General features: G+C 63.8%; 16 protein-coding genes and 1 tRNA gene. 10 read left to right on the top strand and 7 right to left on the bottom strand.

Annotated elements, in window-relative coordinates; genetic code table 11:
• Both NDN16_RS20055 and NDN16_RS20050 read left to right on the top strand, forming a co-directional pair.
• Positions 1-2,088, top strand: coding sequence for an ATP-binding cassette domain-containing protein (locus NDN16_RS20055; protein WP_251115262.1), 2,088 nt, complete (start codon positions 1-3; stop codon positions 2,086-2,088).
• A complete protein-coding gene (locus NDN16_RS20050; protein WP_251115229.1) occupies positions 2,085-3,260 on the top strand; it encodes an HlyD family efflux transporter periplasmic adaptor subunit in 1,176 nt (391 codons plus the stop codon). Before NDN16_RS20055 ends, NDN16_RS20050 begins: the two co-directional genes overlap by 4 nt.
• A gap of 14 nt (positions 3,261-3,274) precedes the next feature.
• Here NDN16_RS20050 and NDN16_RS20045 read toward each other — a convergent pair whose 3' ends face one another.
• From NDN16_RS20045 to NDN16_RS20035, 3 genes are read right to left on the bottom strand one after another with little or no spacing between them, the layout of a single operon-like run.
• On the bottom strand, positions 3,275-6,727 hold the full coding sequence (locus tag NDN16_RS20045) for an error-prone DNA polymerase (protein ID WP_251115228.1): 3,453 nt from the start codon (positions 6,725-6,727) through the stop codon (positions 3,275-3,277).
• Entirely contained in the window at positions 6,724-8,340 is a 1,617-nt protein-coding gene (locus NDN16_RS20040; RefSeq protein WP_251115227.1) for a Y-family DNA polymerase, read from the bottom strand. The genes NDN16_RS20045 and NDN16_RS20040 overlap by 4 nt, the downstream gene beginning before the upstream one ends.
• Positions 8,318-9,181: an ImuA family protein gene (locus NDN16_RS20035; RefSeq protein WP_285292870.1), complete on the bottom strand. Its 864-nt coding sequence runs from the start codon at positions 9,179-9,181 to the stop codon at positions 8,318-8,320. Before NDN16_RS20035 ends, NDN16_RS20040 begins: the two co-directional genes overlap by 23 nt.
• 186 nt (positions 9,182-9,367) lie before the next feature.
• Between NDN16_RS20035 and NDN16_RS20030 the strand changes: the two genes are divergently transcribed.
• Positions 9,368-9,790: a metallopeptidase family protein gene (locus NDN16_RS20030; RefSeq protein WP_251115261.1), complete on the top strand. Its 423-nt coding sequence runs from the start codon at positions 9,368-9,370 to the stop codon at positions 9,788-9,790.
• A gap of 16 nt (positions 9,791-9,806) precedes the next feature.
• Here NDN16_RS20030 and NDN16_RS20025 read toward each other — a convergent pair whose 3' ends face one another.
• Both NDN16_RS20025 and NDN16_RS20020 read right to left on the bottom strand, forming a co-directional pair.
• Positions 9,807-10,013 (bottom strand): DUF1737 domain-containing protein, encoded by a 207-nt coding sequence (locus tag NDN16_RS20025; protein WP_251115225.1) that lies wholly within the window; start codon positions 10,011-10,013, stop codon positions 9,807-9,809.
• Positions 10,010-10,894, bottom strand: coding sequence for an HpcH/HpaI aldolase/citrate lyase family protein (locus NDN16_RS20020; protein WP_251115224.1), 885 nt, complete (start codon positions 10,892-10,894; stop codon positions 10,010-10,012). Before NDN16_RS20020 ends, NDN16_RS20025 begins: the two co-directional genes overlap by 4 nt.
• 106 nt (positions 10,895-11,000) lie before the next feature.
• Here NDN16_RS20020 and leuD point away from each other — a divergent pair, with 106 nt between their 5' ends.
• Together leuD and leuB are read left to right on the top strand one after the other, a co-directional pair.
• The gene (leuD, locus tag NDN16_RS20015; protein WP_251115223.1) at positions 11,001-11,606 is read left to right on the top strand and encodes a 3-isopropylmalate dehydratase small subunit; all 606 of its coding nucleotides are present in this window, start codon (positions 11,001-11,003) and stop codon (positions 11,604-11,606) included.
• A 56-nt stretch (positions 11,607-11,662) separates the two neighbouring features.
• Positions 11,663-12,778, top strand: coding sequence for a 3-isopropylmalate dehydrogenase (leuB, locus tag NDN16_RS20010; RefSeq protein ID WP_251115222.1), 1,116 nt, complete (start codon positions 11,663-11,665; stop codon positions 12,776-12,778).
• Positions 12,779-12,868: 90 nt separating this feature from the next.
• On the opposite strand, the gene NDN16_RS20005 is transcribed toward leuB, so the two are convergent.
• Entirely contained in the window at positions 12,869-14,500 is a 1,632-nt protein-coding gene (locus tag NDN16_RS20005) for an MFS transporter (protein WP_251115260.1), read from the bottom strand.
• 555 nt (positions 14,501-15,055) lie between these two features.
• On the opposite strand from NDN16_RS20005, the gene NDN16_RS20000 reads away from it, so the two are divergent.
• Together NDN16_RS20000 and NDN16_RS19995 are read left to right on the top strand one after the other, a co-directional pair.
• The gene (locus NDN16_RS20000; RefSeq protein ID WP_251115221.1) at positions 15,056-16,087 is read left to right on the top strand and encodes an aspartate-semialdehyde dehydrogenase; all 1,032 of its coding nucleotides are present in this window, start codon (positions 15,056-15,058) and stop codon (positions 16,085-16,087) included.
• A gap of 127 nt (positions 16,088-16,214) precedes the next feature.
• Positions 16,215-16,880, top strand: a complete 666-nt coding sequence (locus NDN16_RS19995; RefSeq protein WP_251115220.1) for an OmpA family protein — start codon at positions 16,215-16,217, stop codon at positions 16,878-16,880.
• A 69-nt stretch (positions 16,881-16,949) separates the two neighbouring features.
• On the opposite strand, the gene NDN16_RS19990 is transcribed toward NDN16_RS19995, so the two are convergent.
• Positions 16,950-18,188, bottom strand: coding sequence for an MFS transporter (locus NDN16_RS19990; protein ID WP_251115219.1), 1,239 nt, complete (start codon positions 18,186-18,188; stop codon positions 16,950-16,952).
• A gap of 205 nt (positions 18,189-18,393) precedes the next feature.
• On the opposite strand from NDN16_RS19990, the gene NDN16_RS19985 reads away from it, so the two are divergent.
• The 3 genes from NDN16_RS19985 (at position 18,394) to NDN16_RS19975 (ending at position 20,380) form a co-directional block, all read left to right on the top strand.
• Positions 18,394-18,467: transfer RNA gene (locus NDN16_RS19985), tRNA-Gln, on the top strand.
• Between the two features lie 409 nt (positions 18,468-18,876).
• Positions 18,877-19,800: an NAD-dependent epimerase/dehydratase family protein gene (locus tag NDN16_RS19980; protein WP_251115218.1), complete on the top strand. Its 924-nt coding sequence runs from the start codon at positions 18,877-18,879 to the stop codon at positions 19,798-19,800.
• 139 nt (positions 19,801-19,939) lie between these two features.
• A complete protein-coding gene (locus tag NDN16_RS19975) occupies positions 19,940-20,380 on the top strand; it encodes a transposase (RefSeq protein ID WP_251115217.1) in 441 nt (146 codons plus the stop codon).
• The last annotated feature ends 54 nt before the right edge of the window (positions 20,381-20,434 follow it).

Below are 20,434 nucleotides of genomic sequence, written 5' to 3'. Positions count from 1 at the left end.
GTGCTTTTCGCAATTCTAAGTCGCATTGCCACCCTGCAGGGCGAGGTCGTCGACCGTCTCGCGCTCAAGGACGCCGCCGAAGCCGCGGAAAAGGCCGGTACGAAGCCGCTGGGGCAGCTTCAGTTCGTGGTTGCCCGCATGCATCTGCCGAAGCTCCGGCCTATGCAGCGGCCCGACCCGGCGATCGTCCCGATGGTGGTCCATAGCGATGGCCGCTGGCTGATCCTGCGCGGCCAGAACAGCCAGGGCCAATGGGTCATGGAAAGCTGGGATGCCGAGAAGCAAGGCTTCGTGGAAAGCGTCTGGACCGAAGACGCCAAGGCCGGCTTCTACCGCATACGCATGGCCCTGCCCTTCAAGGCGTCCAGCAGCAAGGTCTTTCATCTCATCCGAGACGAGGTCTTTTCGCACTGGAAGACCTTGGGCGACATCATGCTCAGCACGGTACTCATCAATCTCATCGCGATCGCCAGTTCCTTCTACTCCATGCAGGTCTACGACCGCGTCGTTCCGACCGGCGCAACCCAGACGCTCCTGGTGCTGACCATCGGCGTCTTCGCCGCCATCATGTTCGAGATGGCGTCGAAATATGCCCGCAGCGCAGCCTATGAACGCCTTGTCGATTTCGTGGACCAGCATCTGACGCGCGCCGTCTATATGCGGCTACTGTCCGTCCGGCTGGACCAGATGCCGAAAAGCGTGGGCTCGTTGGCCGCCCAGATCCGCGGATACGAATCCGTGCGCGCCTTCCTGACCTCCGTTTCCTCCTACCTTCTGGTCGATGCGCCCTTTGCCATCTTCTTCATCCTGATCATCTGGTCGATCGTCGGCTGGATCGCCGCGATCCCCGTCGCCATGCTGATCGCAAGCATCTGCATCGGCCTGTACTACAAGCGGCGCATGGATGCCCTGGCGATGAAGGCGAATGCCGCGAGCAACCTCAAGAACGGGCTGCTGGTCGAGACCATCGAGGGAGCGGAGACGATCAAGTCCGGACAGGGCGGCTGGCGGATGCTGTCACGCTGGCTCAGCGTCACCGACGACGCCCGGCAGAACGAGATGGAGATGAGGCGCGTCTCGGAACATGCGGCCTATCTTGCCGCTGCCATGCAGCAGATCTGTTATTCGGGGTTGATCGCCGCCGGCGCTTTGATCGTCAGTACCGGCCATGTGACGATGGGTGGGCTGATCGCCTGCTCCATCCTGTCGGGCCGCGCACTTGCCCCCGTGTCCGCCATTCCCGGCCAGCTCGTGCAGTGGTCCAACGTACGGGCCTCGGTCCAGGGGCTGGACAGGTTGTGGCAGCTGAAGGACGATCACGACGGCGAAGAGCAGCCCGTGATCCTGCCGCGGCTGACCGGGCGCTATCGCTTCGAGACGGTCGCTTCCTTCTACGGCGAGCGCGTCGCCTTCCAGGTCGAGAAGCTCGACATCAACGCCGGCGAGAAGATCGGCGTCATCGGGCCGATCGGCGCCGGCAAGACGACGCTGCTGCGGCTCCTGAGCGGCATGTACAAGCCCGGCAAGGGGCGCATCACCCTCGACGACGTCGATCTGTCCCATCTGTCCAAACCGGTCATCGCCGAGAATGTCGGTTATCTCCAGCAGGAGGGGCGGCTCTTTGCGGGTACGCTGCGCGACAACCTCGTCCTCGGCCTGCTGGACCCCGGTGACGAGGCCATACTGGAAGCCGCGCGGCTGACCGGCCTCATGACGGCCGTCATAGCCGGCCATCCGAAGGGTCTGCAGCAACCCATCTTCGAGGGCGGCATCGGCTTGTCGGGCGGACAACGCCAGCTGGTCAACCTGACCCGCACCTTCCTGCGCAAACCCAAGGTTTGGCTGCTCGACGAACCGACGGCCTCGATGGACCGCGCGACCGAGGAGATGGTCATACAGGCGCTCCGCCGCGAGATCCGGAAAGACGACACGGTGGTGATCGTGACCCACAAGCCGGAGATGCTCTCGCTCGTCGACCGGCTCATCGTCGTGACCGGCAACAAGGTCGTCGTGGACGGCCCGCGCGACGCCGTGCTTCGCCACCTCCAGCAGATGAGCCAGGGCCAGGCCGAAAAGGTACCCGCATGAGCACGATGTCCAGCCACCATGCCGACCGCTCTCATGGGCGTCGGTTTCCGATGTCCGTCCTGCTGGCGGTCGGACTTGCCATCTTCGTGGGGTGGGCTGCCTTCTTCGAGATCGACGAGGCGGTCCGCATGACGGGCCAGATCATCCCGAGCGAGCGCACCCAGATCATCCAGTCGGTGGACGGCGGCGTCGTGTCGCAGATCCTCGTCCAGGAAGGGCAGGTCGTGACGGCGGGCCAAAAGCTTGCCGTGCTCGAACGCGGCCGCGCCGAAGCCGGATACGAGGAAAGCCGTTCGCGGCGGGCCGCACTTCGCACGTCGCTGGCCCGCGCGCGTGCCGAAGCCGTGGATGGCGACTTGAAGTTCGATGAAGACCTGTCCCAGTATCCGGACTTCGTCGAGGCGCAGACACGCCTTCACGAGCAGCGCCAGAGGGCGATCGACGAGACGCTCGATACCCTGAAGGAAGCTCTCAGGATGGCGAAGCAGGAACTCGACATGACGGAGCGCCTGTTGAAGGATGGCGACGTCAGCAAGCTGGACATGCTGCGCGCCCAGCGCGCCGTGCTGGAGCTGGACGGAAAGATCGCCGACATCAGGAACAAGGCGATCCAGGATGCCCGCGCCGAAGTGGCCAAGCTGGAAGAGGAATTGTCCTCGACCGATTACAAGATCGACGAGCGTCAGGACATACTGAAGCATACCGATCTCGTCTCGCCGGTAACCGGGGTGGTCAAGTTCCTGCGCATCAATACCGTCGGGGGTGTCTTGCGCCCCGGTGACGAACTGATGCAGATCGCGCCCACCGACGGCGGAGTCATCATCGAAGGCAAGGTCCCGCCTGCCAATATAGGCAAGCTGACCGAGGATCTGCCCGCCTCCGTGAAGATCGATGCCTTCGATTATTCCATCTACGGCTCGCTGCACGGGCGCGTGACCCTGATCAGCCCGGACACGCTGACCGATACCGCGGCCAACGGGCAGAGCACGCCCTACTACCGCGTCCACGTCCGGCTCGACGACGATCAGTCCTGGAATGCTAAGTCGGACCAGATCCTGGTCAAGCCCGGCCTGACCGCGACGGTGGATATCCGGACGGGCCAGCGCACCGTGCTCAAATACCTCATGAAGCCGGTCGTTAAGGCCTTCAGCGGCGCCATGCAGGAAAAGTAAGCAGGCACGGCGCTCTATCGTCGCGCAATGACCCGGCTTCCTCGATGTGAGCCGGGATCCGGGCGGCGCACCTCGTCGGCGCGAGCCAGTGCGGCGCCGAGCGCCGCCGCCGCCTGGGCGACATCGTCCGGACGCGGCATCGGCGCGCGATGATCCGGCCGGTGGTTGCGCAGCGGACTTTTGACATGGTCCGTCGGCGCAAGCAGGCGGGCGCCCTCCAGCCCGCCCCGTGCGATGCGCACCAGCATGGATGTCAGGTCCACGATCTCTTCAGCCACCACATGGATGACGCCGTGGCTGGCCTGAAGCCGGCCCCGCACTTTCAGGAAGCGTCCGCCCAGGACCACCGCACGATAAGCTTCGAAAACCTTGGGCCAGACGATGACGTTCGAGATGCCCGTCTCGTCTTCCAGCGTCATGAAGATCACGCCCTTGGCAGAGCCCGGCCTTTGCCGGATCAGCACCAGGCCGGCTACCGTGACGCGCCGGCCGGATCGGATATCCGGAAGGCTCGAATGCGGAATGACCGCCAGGGCGCGCATATCCCCGCGCAGGAAGGATACGGGGTGCGCCTTGAGCGACATGGACAGGAACCGGTAATCGTTCACCACCTCCTCCCCCGGCGGCATCGGCGGCAGGTTCGCTTCCGGCTCCCCATGCAGATCCTGCGTCGACGCAATCGCGAACAGCGGCAGGTGCTCGGCCGCCCCGCCGGCATCCAAGGCCTCTGCAGCCCACAGCGCATCGCGCCTGGAAAGCCCGAGGGCCGCGAAGGCATCGGCGTCCGCAAGCCGCGCCACGACCGCGCGTGCAAATCCCGTGCGCAACCAGACATCCCGCACGGAATCGAAGGGGCGTTGCCGGCGCACGTCCACCAGATGCTTCATCTGCGTTTCAGACAGGCCCTTCACCTGCCGAAAGCCGAGCCGCACGGCATGGCGGGTGCGTATATGAGGCGCCATCTCCAGATTGCGGCGCGCCATGCGCGTCGCGTCGAATGCGGCTTCCTCCAGCCCGTTGTCCCAGCCGGACGCGTTGATGCAGACGGGGCGCACCTCCACTCCGTGCTCCCGTGCATCGCGTACGATCTGCGCCGGCGCATAGAACCCCATGGGCTGGGCGTTGAGCAGGCAGGCCGCGAAGACATCCGGGTAATGGCATTTCAACCAGGCCGAATCGTAGACGAGCACGGCAAAGGAGGCCGCATGGCTTTCGGGAAAGCCATATTCGCCGAAGCCCTCGATCTGCCGGAAACATCGGGCGGCGAATTCCGCATCATAGCCGTTCTCGACCATGCCGCCGATCATCTTGTCGCGGAAATCCTGCACCTTGCCCGTGCGCTTGAAGGTTGCCATGGCGCGCCGCAACTCGTCGGCCTCGGAGCCCGAGAAATTGGCTGCCACCATGGCGATCTGCATGGCCTGCTCCTGGAACAGCGGAACGCCGAGTGTCCGCTCGAGAACCTCCTTCAGCTCCGGCTTCTGGTAATTGACCTTCTCGAGGTCCATGCGCCGACGCAGATAGGGGTGCACCATGTCTCCCTGGATGGGGCCGGGGCGCACGATGGCCACCTGGATGACGAGGTCGTAGAACTCCTTCGGCTTCAGCTTGGGCAGCATCGACATCTGCGCCCGACTTTCGATCTGGAATACGCCCAGCGTGTCGGCGCGCTCCATCATCTTCCAGACCGGCCCCTCCTCCTCTTCCTTGGGCAGGACCCCCAATCGAAGAGGTGCGTGGCCGCCGAAATCGTCGGCGTAATGCGCACCCAGCATGTCGAAGCCGCGCCTCAGGCAGCTCAGCATGCCAAGCGCCAGGATATCGATCTTCAGGATGCCGATTTCTTCCAGGTCGTCCTTGTCCCACTCCACGATGATCCGGTTCTTGTCGCCCGTGTTCAGGACGGGCACCGTCTCGTCCACCCTGCCGCGCGTCAGGACGAAGCCGCCCACATGCTGTGACAGATGGCGCGGAAAGCCGGCAAGCTCATGGGCGAAATGCAGGACGTTGGCCGTGGTGGCGTCGGCTTCGCTGAGGCCTGCCGCGCGCGCCTCCCAGGCGCCCAGGGCCGAATGCGACGTGCCCCAGACGGAGGCGGACAGCGCTCCGACCGCATCCTCCGACAGGCCGAAGGCCTTGCCTACCTCGCGCGCGGCGGAACGCGAGCGATAGGAAATCACCGTCGCCGCGATGGCCGCCTTGTCCCGCCCGTAGGTCCGGTAGATCCAGTCGATGATGTCGTCACGCTTTTCATGCTCGAAATCGATGTCGATATCGGGCGGTTCGTCCCGTTCCAGGGAAATGAAACGCTCGAACAGGAGGTTGCCGCGCTCCGGGTCGACCGACGTTATGCCAAGGCAATAGCAGATGGTGGAGTTGGCGGCCGATCCGCGCCCCTGGCACAATATGCCCATGTTGCGGGCAGCCGTGACGATGCGGTGCACCGTCAGGAAATAGGGCTCGTACTGCTTCTGCTCGATGATCGCCAGTTCCCGCTCGATCTCGTGGCGCACCTTCTGCGGGATCCCTGCCGGAAAAAGCCCATGCGCCCCTTCATAGGCAAGATAACGCAATTCGGCCGCGGGCGAGCGCGACAAGGCAAGCCCTTCGTCCGGATACTCGTATTGCAGCGTTTTCAGGTTGAAGTTCAGCCCCTCGAAGAAGCGCCGGCTTTCCGCCACGGCCTGCAGGTGGTCCCGAAACAGGAACTCCATTTCCGCCGTGCCGCGCAAATGGCGCTCGGCATTGCGCGACAGGGCAAGCCCGGCCCGGGAAAGCGGAACATGGGTGCGGATGGCGGTCACGACATCGGCCAGCATCCGCCTTTCCCGCACATGGTAGAGGACATCGTTGGTGGCCAGCATGGGCACGCCGGCTCGCGCCGCCAGACCGGCGGCGCGGGCAAGGAAACGCTTGTCCCGCCCCTCCTGACGGGCGGCGACCGCAAGCCAGACGCGGCCGGGTGCTGCCTCGTACAGCTTCACCAGCGCTTGCGCCGCACCATCGGCGGCATCGGCCCACAGCGTGCCGGCCAGCGCCTCCGGACACATCAGGGCAAACCGGCAGTGCCCGGCCCATGACATGAGATCCTCCAGCGCGAGACGGCATTCTCCCTTGTCGGCACGCAGGTTTCCCGTACTGATAAGCCGGCAAATATTTCCCCAGCCTTCCCTGTCTTCGGGATAGGCGAGGATATCCGGCGTATCGTCGGCGAACACGAGACGAACGCCGGGCCGGAAAGCGAAATCGCAGTCGCGCGCAGCCTGCAGGGCCCTCACCACCCCTGCCACGCTGTTCCTGTCGGCAAGGCCGACGCCTCCCAACCCCAGGATCCGGGCCGTGCCGACCAGCTCCTGCGGAGACGAGGCCCCCCGCAGAAACGAGAAACTCGACTGAACGCCGATCTCGCAGAAACCGGCTCCCATGGGCCGGAAGGCAGCCGCTATCGCGTCATTGTCCCTGCTCATGGGAATATGCCGTGCAGGAACCAGCGGGCCGGCCGCATGTCGGCCAGGCCCTCGCGGAACATCCAGTAGCGCCGTCCCGCATCGTCCTCGATGCGGAAGTAATCGCGAAACAGCCCCGGCGCGGCGATCGTGACATCGTCATGCCACCATTCGGGCTCGATCCGCTCCGGCCCTTCGAGGCGCAGCACCCTGTGCGCAGCCCGCCGCCAGACGAACCTGATGGGCTCTCCCTCGGGCAGGACGGAAATGGCCTCGACCGGTTCGGGCGGATCCAGGATACGCAAGGGACGGGGCGGACATTCCATTGCGGTATCTGCGGCGAGGCCACCGGAAAACCCGGTCACCAGGACCTGCGCCTTTTCCGGCCAATGCGATGCTCCGTCCCGCAGCGACTGGACGGCCCCGGGCCCCAGCCGCGCCGTCAGCCTGTCCACCAGCGAGACCATCTTTTCGGCCGTGACGCCGCTTGCGATGAAATCGGACTGGTCGTCGCCGAGCACATCCATGGACAGGACGGACAGACGCAGGAGGTCGTAGCCGTAACCGGCATCGCGCTCGTCGCCGATGGCCTTGAGACGCTCCGAGAACAGGCGGCGGACGGAAGACGGATCCCGCATGGGGCGCGCGGTGGCGAGGGCGATGCGCTCCACGACGCCATCGACACGAAACAGGGATAGTTCGAGCTGCCGCACGCCCTGCCCCAGACGCTCGAGATCCGGCTTCAGGCGCTGGGCCAGATGCAGGACGAGGTTTTCGATATCGTCCACCCGCCCGATCGGCTCGAACAAACGCCGCTCATGAATAAGGGCCGGCACCGGGCGCCGCGGGTTCAGGGGGCGGGTGCTGCGGCCGGTCGCGAAGTCCAGCTGCTCCATGAAGGCAGCGCCGAAACGACGCCCCAGAGAGGCGCGCGGCATCGACAGCAATTCGCCGACGCGGCGCAGGCCCAGCCTGTCCAGCGTCGCCGACAATGCAGGTTCGAAGCGCAGCGCACGGCAGGGCAAGGGCGACAGAAGGGCCACCTCCTCGCCGGGTCTCGTGATCGTTCCCGGAGCATGGGCGGCCAGCGCCGCGGCCGGCCCCGCCGAGGATGCGATGGCCAGCCCTGCAGCAAGGCCCTGACCGTCCATGCGGCCTGCCAGGTCGCGCATGAGTCCGTCTTCGCCGCCGAACAGATGCGCGCAGCCGGAGATATCCAGAAGCAGCCCGGCCGGCCCATCCAGCGCGACCAGTGGCGTATAGCGATCGCACCAATCCGCGATTGCCGCCAGAAATCCGGCATCCGCGCCCCTGTCCATTTCCTCGAACCGGACAGAGGGGAAACGGGCGCGCGCCTCCGCCAGCGAAAGCCCCGGAACGAGCCCCGACAGGCGGGCGCGTTCGCATGCCGCCCGGATGCGCATGAGGCCGCCATCCTTGTCGTAGAGCGCCAGCGGCCGGAGTTCGTCCGGCGCGCCCTGCCCTGCCGGATGCTCCGCCCGCGCCGCCAACCCACCCCCGCGCGGTGCGCGGTGGGCACTGCCCGATGCCTCGCGGAACAGACCGGCCGTTGCGACAGCCTCCGGCCCGAAACTTCCCGCGACGGGAGAATCAGGCGTGGCGACGCCGTGCATGGGATACGTCCGGCGCCAGGACCGGCCAAGGCTTCTGCGAAACAGCCTGTCTGTCGACAGATGGGGCAGGCACACGGCCAGAATTCTGCTCGGCGGCTGTGAAATGACGCTCATCCTGGTTCCACTCCAGTCGAAATCTTCCGGCCCGTCCCGACGCCGATTTCTCCACCGCCACATCGAAGGCAGGCTGCCCGACGAGCCGGCCGATATGGGCAAGGTCCGGCACGGCGCCTGCGGCGGCAGGGGCAATTTGCAGGCGCAGCGGGGCCGCAGTGGCCTCCGGCTGCCCGGCCTGCCGCAAAAGTACCAGCGGCAGGCCGCTCGCGCGGGCCCGCACATGCAGTCGCCGCGTGCCTTCCAGCCCCAGAAGACGCGGGTTGCCGGACACTTCGAGCACGACCAGTGCCGCACCGCCCGAACCTGCCGCCTCCTCCGCCGCCCAGAGGGCTTCCTGCAGCCGCCGCGTATGCACCAGCAGCAGGGAAGACGGGTCCAGCCCGAACGTCCGCAGGCCGGGGGCATAGAAGACGCCGAGCTCCGCCTTGACGCGCCCTTCGCTGATCCACAGCAACGGACGGTCGGCAGAAGCACCGCACAGGCTGGCCAGCCCCGCCAGGAAACCGGCCCCGCCACCGCCACCGCGCGGTTCGGCAAGGCGAATCTCGGTCAGCGCCGCAGATGGAAAGCCGCCGCCCAGCACCCTGTCTGCAGAGGCGACCCGCAGCGGCACGAACTGCCCGCCGGATGCCGCCTCGCCTTCGGGCCTCACCTCCGGAAACGCCCCCTCCAGACGCGCGATCCGATGCCGCAATTCCGCCAGTTGCCGGGCCTTGTCCGGCAATGAAGGTGGCATCTCGGCAGATGGGTCGCATCGCCGCTCCATAAGGGCTCCAAGAGTTTTGTTCCTGTTATGTTCTTATGGATTCCAGAGCACCAGCGCAGAGTCAAGAGAGCTGCGGATGGATGGCGACGGGCCGGCGCTTCGTCTAAAAGAACGACGATCGGTATCCTGCGGAGGCTTTGAGTGATGGGACAGCTTGACCATGGCGACGACTGGTCGCGGCGCATGGCGCCCAGCCTCGACGACATAGAGCGGCTTGCCATCGATGCCTATGCCGGTCTTCCGGAAGAATTTCGCGCCCTATGCGGCGATATCCGATTTCATGTCGCCGACTTTCCCGAAGACGACGTCGTGGCGGAGATGGAGCTCGAATCACCCTTCGACATTCTCGGTCTGTTCGAGGGGCGCGCCGTCGCAGCATCCGCCACGGAGATGACGGGCGAGATGCCCAACCGTATCCTGCTCTATCGCCGGCCCATCCTCGACTATTGGGCCGAGCACGAGGAAACGCTGGGCATGCTTGTCAGCCACGTGCTGATCCACGAGATCGGCCATCATTTCGGACTGTCCGACGACGATATGGAAACGCTGGAAGCCGCGGCCGACTGACGCCGGCCTGCCGGGCCTACTGTTCGCCGAGCTTCATCGACGGATCGTAGTCCTTGCCCTCGACCACCTTGGTGACGGGCTGGGCGCATTTCATGACGCCTTCCGCCGCATCGAAGGCATAGGCAGGGCTGCCGGCCAGCTCCCACCCCTTTGAAAGGGCAAGGGAAACCTTGTGGCAGAAGGCGGCGTCGTCGACGCCCGTCAGCAGACGATAAAGTTTCATGATCTGTCCTTCGGATTGCGGATCGATTCCGCGATGTCGAGCAGCCGCCCTGCATCGGCAAGATGCAGCCGCTCCACCATCCGCCCGCCGATCCGGATGACGCCACGGCCGGCATTGGCCGGGTCGTCGAAGGCGGCGACGATTTCCCGCGCAGCCTCTATTTCCTCGGCGGTGGGGCCGAAGGCCGCGTTGGCCGGCTCCACCTGTGACGGATGGATCACCGTCTTGCCGTCGAAGCCCATGCGCCGGCCGGCGGCGCATTCGTCCGCAAAACCTTCGGCATCCCGGAAATCGTTGTAGACGCCATCCAGCACTGGAATGCCGTGGGCCCGCCCGGCCAGCACGATCTGGGCCAGCCAGGGGATGAGTTCGGGCCGCCCGGCGGAAGGGCGAAGTCGGCCCGCAGCGACGATGTCGTTGGGCCCCGCGACGAGCGCTCCCAGTGGATAGGCCATCCGCACGGCGGCGATCGCGCCCGCATTCAGGATGCCGAGCGGGGTTTCCACCATCGCCCACACCTGCAGCGCCGGCGGTGCATCCGTCTGCTCCAGCGCCGCTGAGATATCCAGGAGATCGGCCGCGGAGTCCACTTTCGGAACTAGGATCGCATCCGCATGCGCGCCCCGCGCCATCAGCAGATCCTCGGTGCCTTCGGGCGTCGCCAGCGGGTTGATGCGCACCACCCGCATGGCGCCGCCCCGGGGCGCGGCCAGATGCTCGCGCAGGCGCTCGCGCGCCTCGGCCTTTTCTTCCGGCGCGGCGGAATCTTCCAGGTCGAAGATCAGCGCATCCACCGCGAAATCGGCGCTGCGCGCCAGCGCGCGGCCATTCGCGGCAGGAACGAACAGGGCGGATCGGAGAAGGCGCGGCGTCTGTGTCATCCCTGCTTCCTGCCAAATGGCGGCCGGGGCCGCAATGGTTTTGACCCGCCTGCCGCCTTGATATATCGGAAAGCGGAAAAAGCCACGCAGCCGAGGAGACATGCCGATGCAGAAGTTCGACACGCTGACGGGCGTTGCCGCCCCGTTGCCCATCGTCAACATCGACACCGACATGATCATCCCCAAGGATTACCTGAAGACCATCAAGCGAACGGGTCTCGGCGTCGGCCTCTTCGCCAACATGCGCTATCGCGACGACGGCTCGCCCGATCCCGACTTCGTGCTGAACCAGCCGGCCTACTCCAAGGCCGAGATCCTGATCGCGGGCGACAATTTCGGCTGTGGCTCCTCGCGCGAGCATGCGCCCTGGGCGCTGCTCGATTTCGGGATCCGCTGCGTCATCTCCACGTCCTTCGCCGACATCTTCTACAACAACTGCTTCCAGAACGGCATCCTGCCGATCCGTGTCACTCCGCAGGAGCTCGATGAGTTGCTCAAGGATGCCGAGAAGGGCTCCAACGCGCGGCTGTCCATCGATCTGGAAACGCAGGAAATCCGCCGGCCGGACGGACAGGTGATCCATTTCGACCTGGAGGCGTCGCGCAAGCACCGCCTTCTCAACGGCCTCGACGATATCGGGATGACGCTGGAGCGCTCGCCCGGGATCTCGTCCTTCGAGCAGAAGCTCGCCGAGGACCGCCCCTGGGCCTGATCGCAATCGCCCGACCTGCCTTTCACGATACCGCTTACCGGCCGGAGGACCGCCGCATGACGACCCGTAACCTGCTTCTACTCCCCGGTGACGGGATCGGCCCGGAAACCATGGCCGAGGTGGAAAAGCTGATCGCTCTCATGAACGCGGAGGCGGGCGCGGGTTTCACCATCGAACGCGGCCTTGTCGGCGGCGCCGCCTACGACGCCCATGGCGTGCCGATCTCGGATGCCGACATGGCGCTGGCGCTGGCGGCGGACGCAGTGCTGTTCGGCGCCGTCGGCGGCCCGAAATGGGATGGCGTCGCTTACGAGCAGCGGCCGGAGGCCGGGCTTCTGCGCCTGCGCAAGGAACTGGAACTCTTCGCCAACCTGCGCCCCGCCATCTGCTATCCGGCCCTCGCCGAGGCGTCGTCACTGAAGCGCGAGTTGGTCGACGGGCTGGACATCCTCATCGTGCGGGAGTTGACCGGCGGCGTCTATTTCGGCGAGCCGAAGGAAATCCGCGATCTGGGCAACGGCCAGAAGCGCGGCATCGACACGCAGGTCTACGACACCTACGAGATCGAGCGCATCGCCCGCGCGGCCTTCGAGCTGGCGCGCACGCGGCGCGGCAAGGTGACGTCGATGGAAAAGCGCAACGTCATGAAATCCGGCGTCCTCTGGAACGAGGTGGTCACGGCAACCCATGCCGACTACGCGGACGTGACGCTGGAACACATGCTGGCGGACGCCGGGGGGATGCAGCTGGTTCGCGCGCCAAAGCAGTTCGACGTCATCGTGACCGACAATCTCTTCGGCGACATGTTGTCCGATATCGCCGCGATGCTGACCGGCTCGCTCGGCATGCTGCCATCCGCCTCTCTCGGCCGGCCGGACGACGCGACGGGGCGCCGGCGCGCCATGTACGAGCCGGTGCACGGTTCGGCGCCCGATATTGCCGGACGCGGCGTCGCCAACCCCATCGCCATGATCGCCTCGTTCGCGATGTGCCTGCGGTATTCCTTCGGCATGGTCGCGGAAGCGGACAAGCTGGAAGCCTCGATCGCCGAGGTGCTGGAAAAGGGCATCCGCACGGCGGATATCGTTGCCGAGGGCGCGCGCCGGGTCGGCACGGCCGAAATGGGCGACGCCATCGCCGCAGTATTCCGCGACAGGCTCGCCGCCGCCTGATCGGGCCCGCCGCGCACCGCAGACGGATATGAAAGGGCCCCGGTGTCGCCACCGGGGCCCTTTCTTCTGGTGGCGTCCGTCGCGCCGCCGTCAGTCCAGCTTGTGGATGTCGACGTGGCGGGTATCGCGCAGGAAGATCATGCCGACGATGAGCGACATCGCGGCGATGACCACGGGATACCAGAGACCGGAATAGATGTTGCCCGTCGCCGCCACGATGGCAAAGGACGTCGTGGGCAGGAAGCCGCCGAACCAGCCATTGCCGATGTGATAGGGCAGCGACATGGACGTGTAGCGGATGCGTGTGGGGAAGAGTTCCACCAGATAGGCCGCGATCGGTCCGTAGACCATCGTAACCAGCAGGACCAGGAAGAACAGGATCGCCGTCGTGCCGATGTAATTGATCTCGGCGGGGTTTGCGGCCGCCGGATAGCCGGCGGCGCGGATCGCATCCGTCGCGGCCGCGCCGAAGGCGTCGGTCTGCGTCTTCAGGTCGGCGGCAGACAGGCCTTCGCCCTCGAAGCTTTCGATGACCACATCGCCCACGCGCACATTGGCGACCGTGCCCGGAGGCGCTTCGATGTTGTCGTAGTTCACTGCGTTCCTGGCCAGGAAGGCCTTGGCGATATCGCAGGAGCTGGTGAAACGGCTGGTTCCGACCGGGTTGAACTGGAAGGAGCAGGTCGCCGGATCCGCGGTCACATGGACCGGAGCGGACGCCTGCGCCGCCGCAAGGGTGGGATTGGCCATGCGGGTCAGCATCTGGAAGGCCGGGAACAGCGTCACCACCGACAGGGCAAGGCCCGCCATGATGACGGCCTTGCGGCCGATCCGGTCCGACAGGATGCCGAAGATCAGGAAGAACGGCGTTGCCAGAAGCAGGGCCACCGCCATCATGATGTTGGCGGTCGCGCCGTCGACCTTCAGCGTCTGCGTCAGGAAGAAGAGGGCGTAGAACTGCCCCGTATACCAGACCACCGCCTGGCCGGCCGTCAGGCCGAACAGCGCCAGGAGCACGATCTTCAGGTTCGACCACTGGCCGAAGGACTCGCGCAGGGGGCTCTTGGACGCCTTGCCCTCCGCCTTCATCTTCTGGAAGACCGGGCTTTCGTTCAGCTTGGTGCGGATCCAGACCGAGATCGCCAGCAGAACGATGGAGATGAGGAACGGAATACGCCAGCCCCACTCGGCGAAGGCCGCCTCGCCCATCATCGTACGGGTGCCGAGGATGATGACCAGCGACAGGAACAGGCCCATCGTCGCCGTTGTCTGGATCCACGAGGTGAAATAGCCGCGCTTGCCGTTGGGCGAATGCTCCGCGACGTACACCACCGCGCCGCCGTATTCGCCGCCGAGGGCGAGGCCCTGCAGGAGGCGCAGGATGATCAGGATGATCGGGGCGAGAACGCCGATCGACGCATAGTTGGGCAGAAGACCGACCAGGAAGGTCGACAGGCCCATGATGATGATCGTGACGAGGAACGTGTATTTGCGCCCGACAAGGTCGCCGAGCCGCCCGAAGACGAGAGCGCCGAAGGGACGCACCGCGAAGCCGGCGGCGAAGGCCAGCAATGCGAAGATGAAGCCCGCCGTGGGATTGACGCCGGCGAAGAACTGCGCGGCGATGATGGCCGCCAGCGAGCCGTATAGATAGAAGTCGTACCACTCGAAGACGGTCCCGAGCGATGAGGCGACGATCACCTTCCGCTCTTCGCGCGTCATGCTGGTCTTGCTTCCGGACGCAGTCGTATCGTTGTAGCTTGCCACGTAGTTCCCCTCCCGGCCGCCGTTCCAAGGCGGTCTCGTTGCTTACACACCGACGTGTACTGATGTGTGTTGACAGGCAGGCTAGCCTATCCAGCGTAAATGAAAAGTGGCAAAATTCTGTTCTGCCGAAATCTGCACGCGTATGATGACATGATCTTCCGCCGACCTTCAGGGAACGCGAGTGCCCTCAACGCCGTTGTACTGTGCATCGAAAGTTCAACAGGGAAACTGAGGATATGATCAGAGGTTTGATCAAGGCCGTGGTTATCGGCTGGGTTATGAAGAAGCTGTTCGGCCACGAGGAACGGAACGAGCGCAACAGGGGCCGCGGCGCGCGTTGAGCGCCGCGACCTTCGATTGACAAGCCGCGCCCGAGGGCGCATATGCGAGCCCATGTCCACACGCTCCACGATTAAAACCGCGATTGGCTGATACCTTCGTCCCGCACTCCCCCGGGACGGGGTTGGAGGCGTTTGACGAAGTCGCGGGGAGCAGAGGAACTGGGTCCAGATGGGTTACAAGGTAGCTGTCGTCGGCGCGACTGGAAATGTCGGTCGGGAAATGCTGAACATCCTGCACGAGCGCGGCTTTCCGGCCGACGAGGTCGTGGTGCTTGCGTCACGCCGCAGCCAGGGCAAGGAAGTCACCTTCGGCGATACGACCTTGAAGATCCGGTCGCTGGAATCCTACGATTTCTCCGACACGGACATCGCCCTGATGTCTGCCGGCGGCTCGGTCGCCAAGGAGTGGGCGCCGAAGATCGCGGCCCAGGGCTGCGTCGTCATCGATAATTCCTCCGCCTTCCGGTACGAGCAGGACGTACCCCTGATCGTGCCGGAAGTGAACGCCGACGCAGTGTCGGGCTTCCGCAGGCGGAACATCATCGCCAATCCGAATTGCTCCACCGCGCAACTGGTCGTGGCGCTGAAGCCGCTGCACGACCATGCCACCATTCGCCGTGTCGTCGTATCGACCTACCAGTCGGTATCGGGCGCCGGCAAGGACGGCATGGACGAGCTGTTCGAGCAGAGCCGCGCCGTCTTCGTCGCGGATCCGGTAACGGCCCGCAAGTTCACCAAGCGCATCGCGTTCAACGTCATTCCGCATATCGACGTCTTCATGGAAGACGGATCGACGAAGGAAGAATGGAAGGTGATGGCCGAAACCAAGAAGATGCTCGATCCCCGGATCAAGGTCACGTGCACGGCCGTGCGCGTTCCGGTCTTCATCGGGCATTCCGAAGCCGTGAACATCGAATTCGAAAAGCCGATCACCGCGGACGAGGCGCGCGATATCCTGCGCGAGGCGCCGGGCTGCCTCGTGATCGACAAGCACGAGGACGGCGGATACGTGACGCCGCTCGAGACGGCCGGCGAGGATGCCACCTATATTTCACGTATTCGCGAGGATCAGACGCTCGAGAATGGTCTCAACCTGTGGGTCGTCGCCGACAACCTCCGCAAGGGCGCGGCGCTGAACGCCGTGCAGATCGCCGAGTTGCTGGTCAACCGCAAGCTGCTGGATCAGCGCAAGGCAGCCTGAACCTGCATTGCGGCGGAGCGGTTCGTTTCGCCGCAATGCGGCCACAGGTCGGTTGCAGTGCCGTTCATGCGATATTAACCATGGACGGCGCACATCCTGCGCGATCTTTCTGAGAGATGAGCCTGCGATGAAAAAGACCCTGGCCGCGTGCGTGTCCCTTGCCGTTCTCGGCGGTTGCACGACGACGAATCCCTATACCAACGAGTCTCAGATTTCGCGTACGGCCGCCGGCACCGGCATCGGCGCCGGCGTCGGCGCGCTGGGCGGCCTGCTCGTGGGCGAAATCGCCGGCGTGGATCGCGGACGGGCGGCGCTTCTAGGCGCCGGCGTCGGAGCCCTGACGGGCGGCGGAATCGGCGTCTACATGGACCGTCAGGAGGCCGACCTGAGGGCACAATTGCAGGGGACGGGTGTTTCCGTGACCCGGCAGGGCGACCGCATCATCCTGAACATGCCCTCCAACATCACCTTCGCGACGGACCAGGACCAGGTCCGCTCGGAGTTCTACCCGACGCTGACGTCGGTGGCGATCGTGCTCAACAAGTACAACCAGACCATCGTGGACGTGATGGGCCACACCGACAATGTCGGGGCCGAGGGGTATAATTTCGCCTTGTCCCAGCGCCGCGCGGCCAGTGTGGGCCAGTTCCTGCAGACGCAGGGCGTCACGGGCAACCGCCTCAACATCCAGGGCTTCGGCATGTCGAGGCCGGTCGCGTCCAATGCCACCGAGCAGGGCCGCGCGCAGAACCGCCGTGTCGAGATCGCCATCTCGCCGCTGCAGGCCGGCTGACCGGCTGACCGGCTGACCGGCACGGATCAGTCATGCAATCCAGGGGCCGGCAAGCTGCCGGCCCCTTTTTCATGCCTTTGGCCGCTTTGACGTGCGGTCGAGCAAGGCAGACAGAAGCGCGACGCAAACGCCGAGCACGGCCATGGCCAAGGCTCCGAGCGGTAGATCGCGATAGCCGAGGCCGAGGGTAATCAAGGCACCGCCGAACCAGGCTCCGATCGCATTTCCGAGGTTGAAGGCGCTCTGGTTGAAGGTCGACGCCAGGTTTCGCGCCCCGACCGCGCGGGAGACGATCCGCATCTGTATGGGCGCCACGAGGCCGAAGACGACGATCCCCCACAGGAACATGACGCCGATCATGGCCGAAGCATGCGTCATTGCGGGATAGAGTGCGATCATGACGACGACCATCGCCACGAACAGCCCGATGATCGCCGGCATCATCCGCCAGTCCGCAAGCCGCCCGCCCAGCACGTTGCCGATCGTCAAGCCGACCCCGAAGACCAGCAGGACGTAGGGAACGCTGGCCGGCGCAAGCCCGGTCACCTGCTCGAGCATCGGCGCGATGTAGGTGAACACGGAAAAGAAGGCGACGGATGCCAGCACGCTGAGCAGCATCGCCAGCAGCACCTGCACGCGGGTCAGGGCACGGATTTCATCCTTGAAGGCGATGCCCGCCAGCGGATAGCTGCGTGGCAGGAAGGCGTAGAGGGCGATGCCGGACAGGATGCTGAGCCCCGTGACGGCCCAGAACGTCGCGCGCCAGCCATAGGCCTGGCCGATGAACGTGCCGAGCGGTACGCCCATGACGTTGGCCAGCGTCATCCCGACGAACATCAGCGAGATGGCTTGGGCCTGCCGGCCAGGCGGCGAGATATCTGCTGCCAGGACGGCGCCGATGCCGAAGAAGGTGGCGTGGGCAAGCGCGGTGAAGACGCGGGCGGCCATCAGCAGGCCGTAGCCGGGCGCCAGGGCGCAGGCGAGGTTGCCGAGAACGAAGATGACGACCATCGAGAGAAGAAGGCGCCGCCGCTCCATGCGCGATGTCAGCCCGGCCAGCAGTGGGCCGCCGAAGACGACGCCCAGGGCATAGCCTGTCACGAGCAGGCCTGCCTGCGGGATTGTCACCCCCAGATCGTCGGCGACGCCCGGCAGAAGGCCCATGATGCCGAATTCCCCGACGCCGATGGCGAAGGATGCGATCGACAGCGCCGCCAGTGCAGGTGCAGCGCTGCCGAAGCCCTTGGCGGAGACATCGGCGTTGCCGGCCGGCGGCACGGTGTCCGCGACATCGGTTGTCGGAAGCATGATGGAAGCCTGTGACAGGTGGATGGCGGGCTCGCGGCCGCCTGGGGCGAACCATACTGCAGCGCGTCATTGCCAACAAGACGACCACCGGAGATTGTTAAGCGATCATGACGATCCATCTTTTTGTGACGGGCGTCATTTTCCCTTTGCATCGACGCGGAGCCATTGTTATAGAGGCGCCCGTCGGCCAAGTCCGGCTCCCTGCTGGGGGATAGTTTAAGGGTAGAACAGCGGACTCTGACTCCGTTAGTCTTGGTTCGAATCCAGGTCCCCCAGCCAATTCTACAATTGATCACTTGCTTTATATGGCGGGAGAGCGTTGTGCTCGTCTCGTCCGACTGCGTGCACCGATCGAACACGCCTCAGACTGATCCTCAATTCCTTACAAATGCATCATCTTAACGCTCAGGTAAAACTGAACGCCTTAAATGGCATCCTCGGACGGCATTGTCGCCAGCAGTTGCCCTGAAGCTTACACACCTATATTACCGCCGCGTATTCGCCCTGTTAAACGTCATAACATCGTGGCCGTAATCTTCATGGTACCCGTGGAGAGGCGTACTGGAATGGGACATTGGATGGCCGGCTTCGCCGCGCTCACCGTCGAACAGCAATTTTAATTGAGTACGGGAAATATGGTCTGGAATAAAAATAGCTTTGTTTGGCTCGAGCTAAGAGTAGTAGCGATATGACGGTAACCGTATTGGGAGGCGGCGGCTTCATCGGCACACATGTAAGCCACGGATTAGTTAAATCTGGATTTGATGTTCGCGTTTTTGGGCGGCATTTTTTGGATCGGTCACTCTTGGCTGGCGCTGAATTATTCGAAGGCGATTTCAACGATGAAACTGTACTTGCAACAGCGTTACAAGATACGGATATAATTATTCATCTAATACATGCAACTTTCCCAACAGTCGCGAATGTCGAGATGATCGCAGATATCGAGCGAAGCGTCATGGGAAGCGTTAGAATGCTCGAGGCCGCTCGCGCTAACGGGGTCAAGCGCATCATCTTTTTCTCTTCAGGCGGTACCGTTTATGGTCCCACTGCCCAGACTCCCATATCTGAGACAGCAGCGACAAATCCTATAGGGGCTTACGGTATCAATAAGCTCGCCATTGAAAAGTACGTTGCGTTGTTCGAAAGACTACATGGTATCGAAGGTTTTGTCCTTCGACTAGCAAATCCGTTTGGACCCTTGCAGACGGGTCGACGACAACAAGGCCTAATTCCCAACGTTTACTCAAAAATAAAAAATTATAGGAAAGTTCCCATATACGGCGACGGATCAAATATTCGAGATTATATTTACATAGACGATGTTGTATCATCAGTTCATAGAATAATAGAATACAACGGGTATGAAAGATGTTTTAATGTCGGTTCCGCCACTCGCGGTAAGACAATAATTGATGTAGTGAAGTCTATAGAAAACTCATGTGGCGTAAGGGCAGATCTTGAGTTTTTGCCGAGTAGAAGCTTTGACGTCCCAGAAAATGTACTTTGTTGCCAACGCTTGATAGATCAAACAAATTGGCGACCTACGGTCGCTTTCGACACCGGAATTGAAAGGACAATTCGATGGCTCGAAAATCATGCTGCCATGTGAGGTAAGTACGTTAACAGCCAAAATACCTAGCGCATCTTCGATGAACGCAGAGTCGGATTGAGGATTCACTCGGTCGGCCTTGTCTGATTCACTGGTCCTGGTGGATTGCCAGGNGGATTGAGGATTCACTCGGTCGGCCTTGTCTGATTCACTGGTCCTGGTGGATTGCCAGGAGGTGATGATGACGAGGAGCCTTAGCAGCGACCTTCGTAGTCGTGTGATTGCAGCGATCGAAGATGGAGTTTCGACGCGAGAGGCTGCGCGACGCTTCTCGATCGGGATTTCGACGGCCGGGGCTTGGTATCGCCGCTATCGCGAGACTGGCGAGACAGTGGCGCGTAAGCAGGGCCAACCGTCCCGCTTGAAGCTCGATGCGCACGCGGCCTTCATTCTCGGCCTGATCGAGGCGGCGCCGGACATTACGCTGGCTGAGATCGGGGAGCGCCTTGCCGCCGAGCACGGTGTGCAGGCAGCGCCCTCGACGGTCTGGCTGTTCCTCGACCGACGCGGCATCACGTTCAAAAAAAGACGGCGCACGCTTCAGAACAGCAGCGCGCGGACGTCCTTCGCCGCCGCATAGCCTGGTTCGACGGCCAGCTCGATCTCGATCCGGAGAAACTGATTTTCATCGACG

Source organism: Aureimonas altamirensis (assembly GCF_023702225.1).
Classification (GTDB): domain Bacteria; phylum Pseudomonadota; class Alphaproteobacteria; order Rhizobiales; family Rhizobiaceae; genus Aureimonas; species Aureimonas altamirensis_B.
This window is presented reverse-complemented; position numbering and strand designations above follow the sequence as displayed.

What these genes read in the sequence shown, in the direction of transcription:
- NDN16_RS20025 (WP_251115225.1), bottom strand. Translation starts at nt 10,013, where the DNA reads ATGAAACTTTATCGTCTGCTGACGGGCGTCGACGACGCCGCCTTCTGC.
- NDN16_RS19995 (WP_251115220.1), top strand. Translation starts at nt 16,215, where the DNA reads ATGAAAAAGACCCTGGCCGCGTGCGTGTCCCTTGCCGTTCTCGGCGGT.
- NDN16_RS20030 (WP_251115261.1), top strand. Translation starts at nt 9,368, where the DNA reads ATGGGACAGCTTGACCATGGCGACGACTGGTCGCGGCGCATGGCGCCC.
- NDN16_RS20050 (WP_251115229.1), top strand. Translation starts at nt 2,085, where the DNA reads ATGAGCACGATGTCCAGCCACCATGCCGACCGCTCTCATGGGCGTCGG.
- NDN16_RS19990 (WP_251115219.1), bottom strand. Translation starts at nt 18,188, where the DNA reads ATGCTTCCGACAACCGATGTCGCGGACACCGTGCCGCCGGCCGGCAAC.
- NDN16_RS20000 (WP_251115221.1), top strand. Translation starts at nt 15,056, where the DNA reads ATGGGTTACAAGGTAGCTGTCGTCGGCGCGACTGGAAATGTCGGTCGG.
- NDN16_RS20040 (WP_251115227.1), bottom strand. Translation starts at nt 8,340, where the DNA reads ATGCACGGCGTCGCCACGCCTGATTCTCCCGTCGCGGGAAGTTTCGGG.
- leuD (WP_251115223.1), top strand. Translation starts at nt 11,001, where the DNA reads ATGCAGAAGTTCGACACGCTGACGGGCGTTGCCGCCCCGTTGCCCATC.
- NDN16_RS19980 (WP_251115218.1), top strand. Translation starts at nt 18,877, where the DNA reads ATGACGGTAACCGTATTGGGAGGCGGCGGCTTCATCGGCACACATGTA.
- leuB (WP_251115222.1), top strand. Translation starts at nt 11,663, where the DNA reads ATGACGACCCGTAACCTGCTTCTACTCCCCGGTGACGGGATCGGCCCG.
- NDN16_RS20020 (WP_251115224.1), bottom strand. Translation starts at nt 10,894, where the DNA reads ATGACACAGACGCCGCGCCTTCTCCGATCCGCCCTGTTCGTTCCTGCC.
- NDN16_RS20045 (WP_251115228.1), bottom strand. Translation starts at nt 6,727, where the DNA reads ATGAGCAGGGACAATGACGCGATAGCGGCTGCCTTCCGGCCCATGGGA.
- NDN16_RS20005 (WP_251115260.1), bottom strand. Translation starts at nt 14,500, where the DNA reads ATGACGCGCGAAGAGCGGAAGGTGATCGTCGCCTCATCGCTCGGGACC.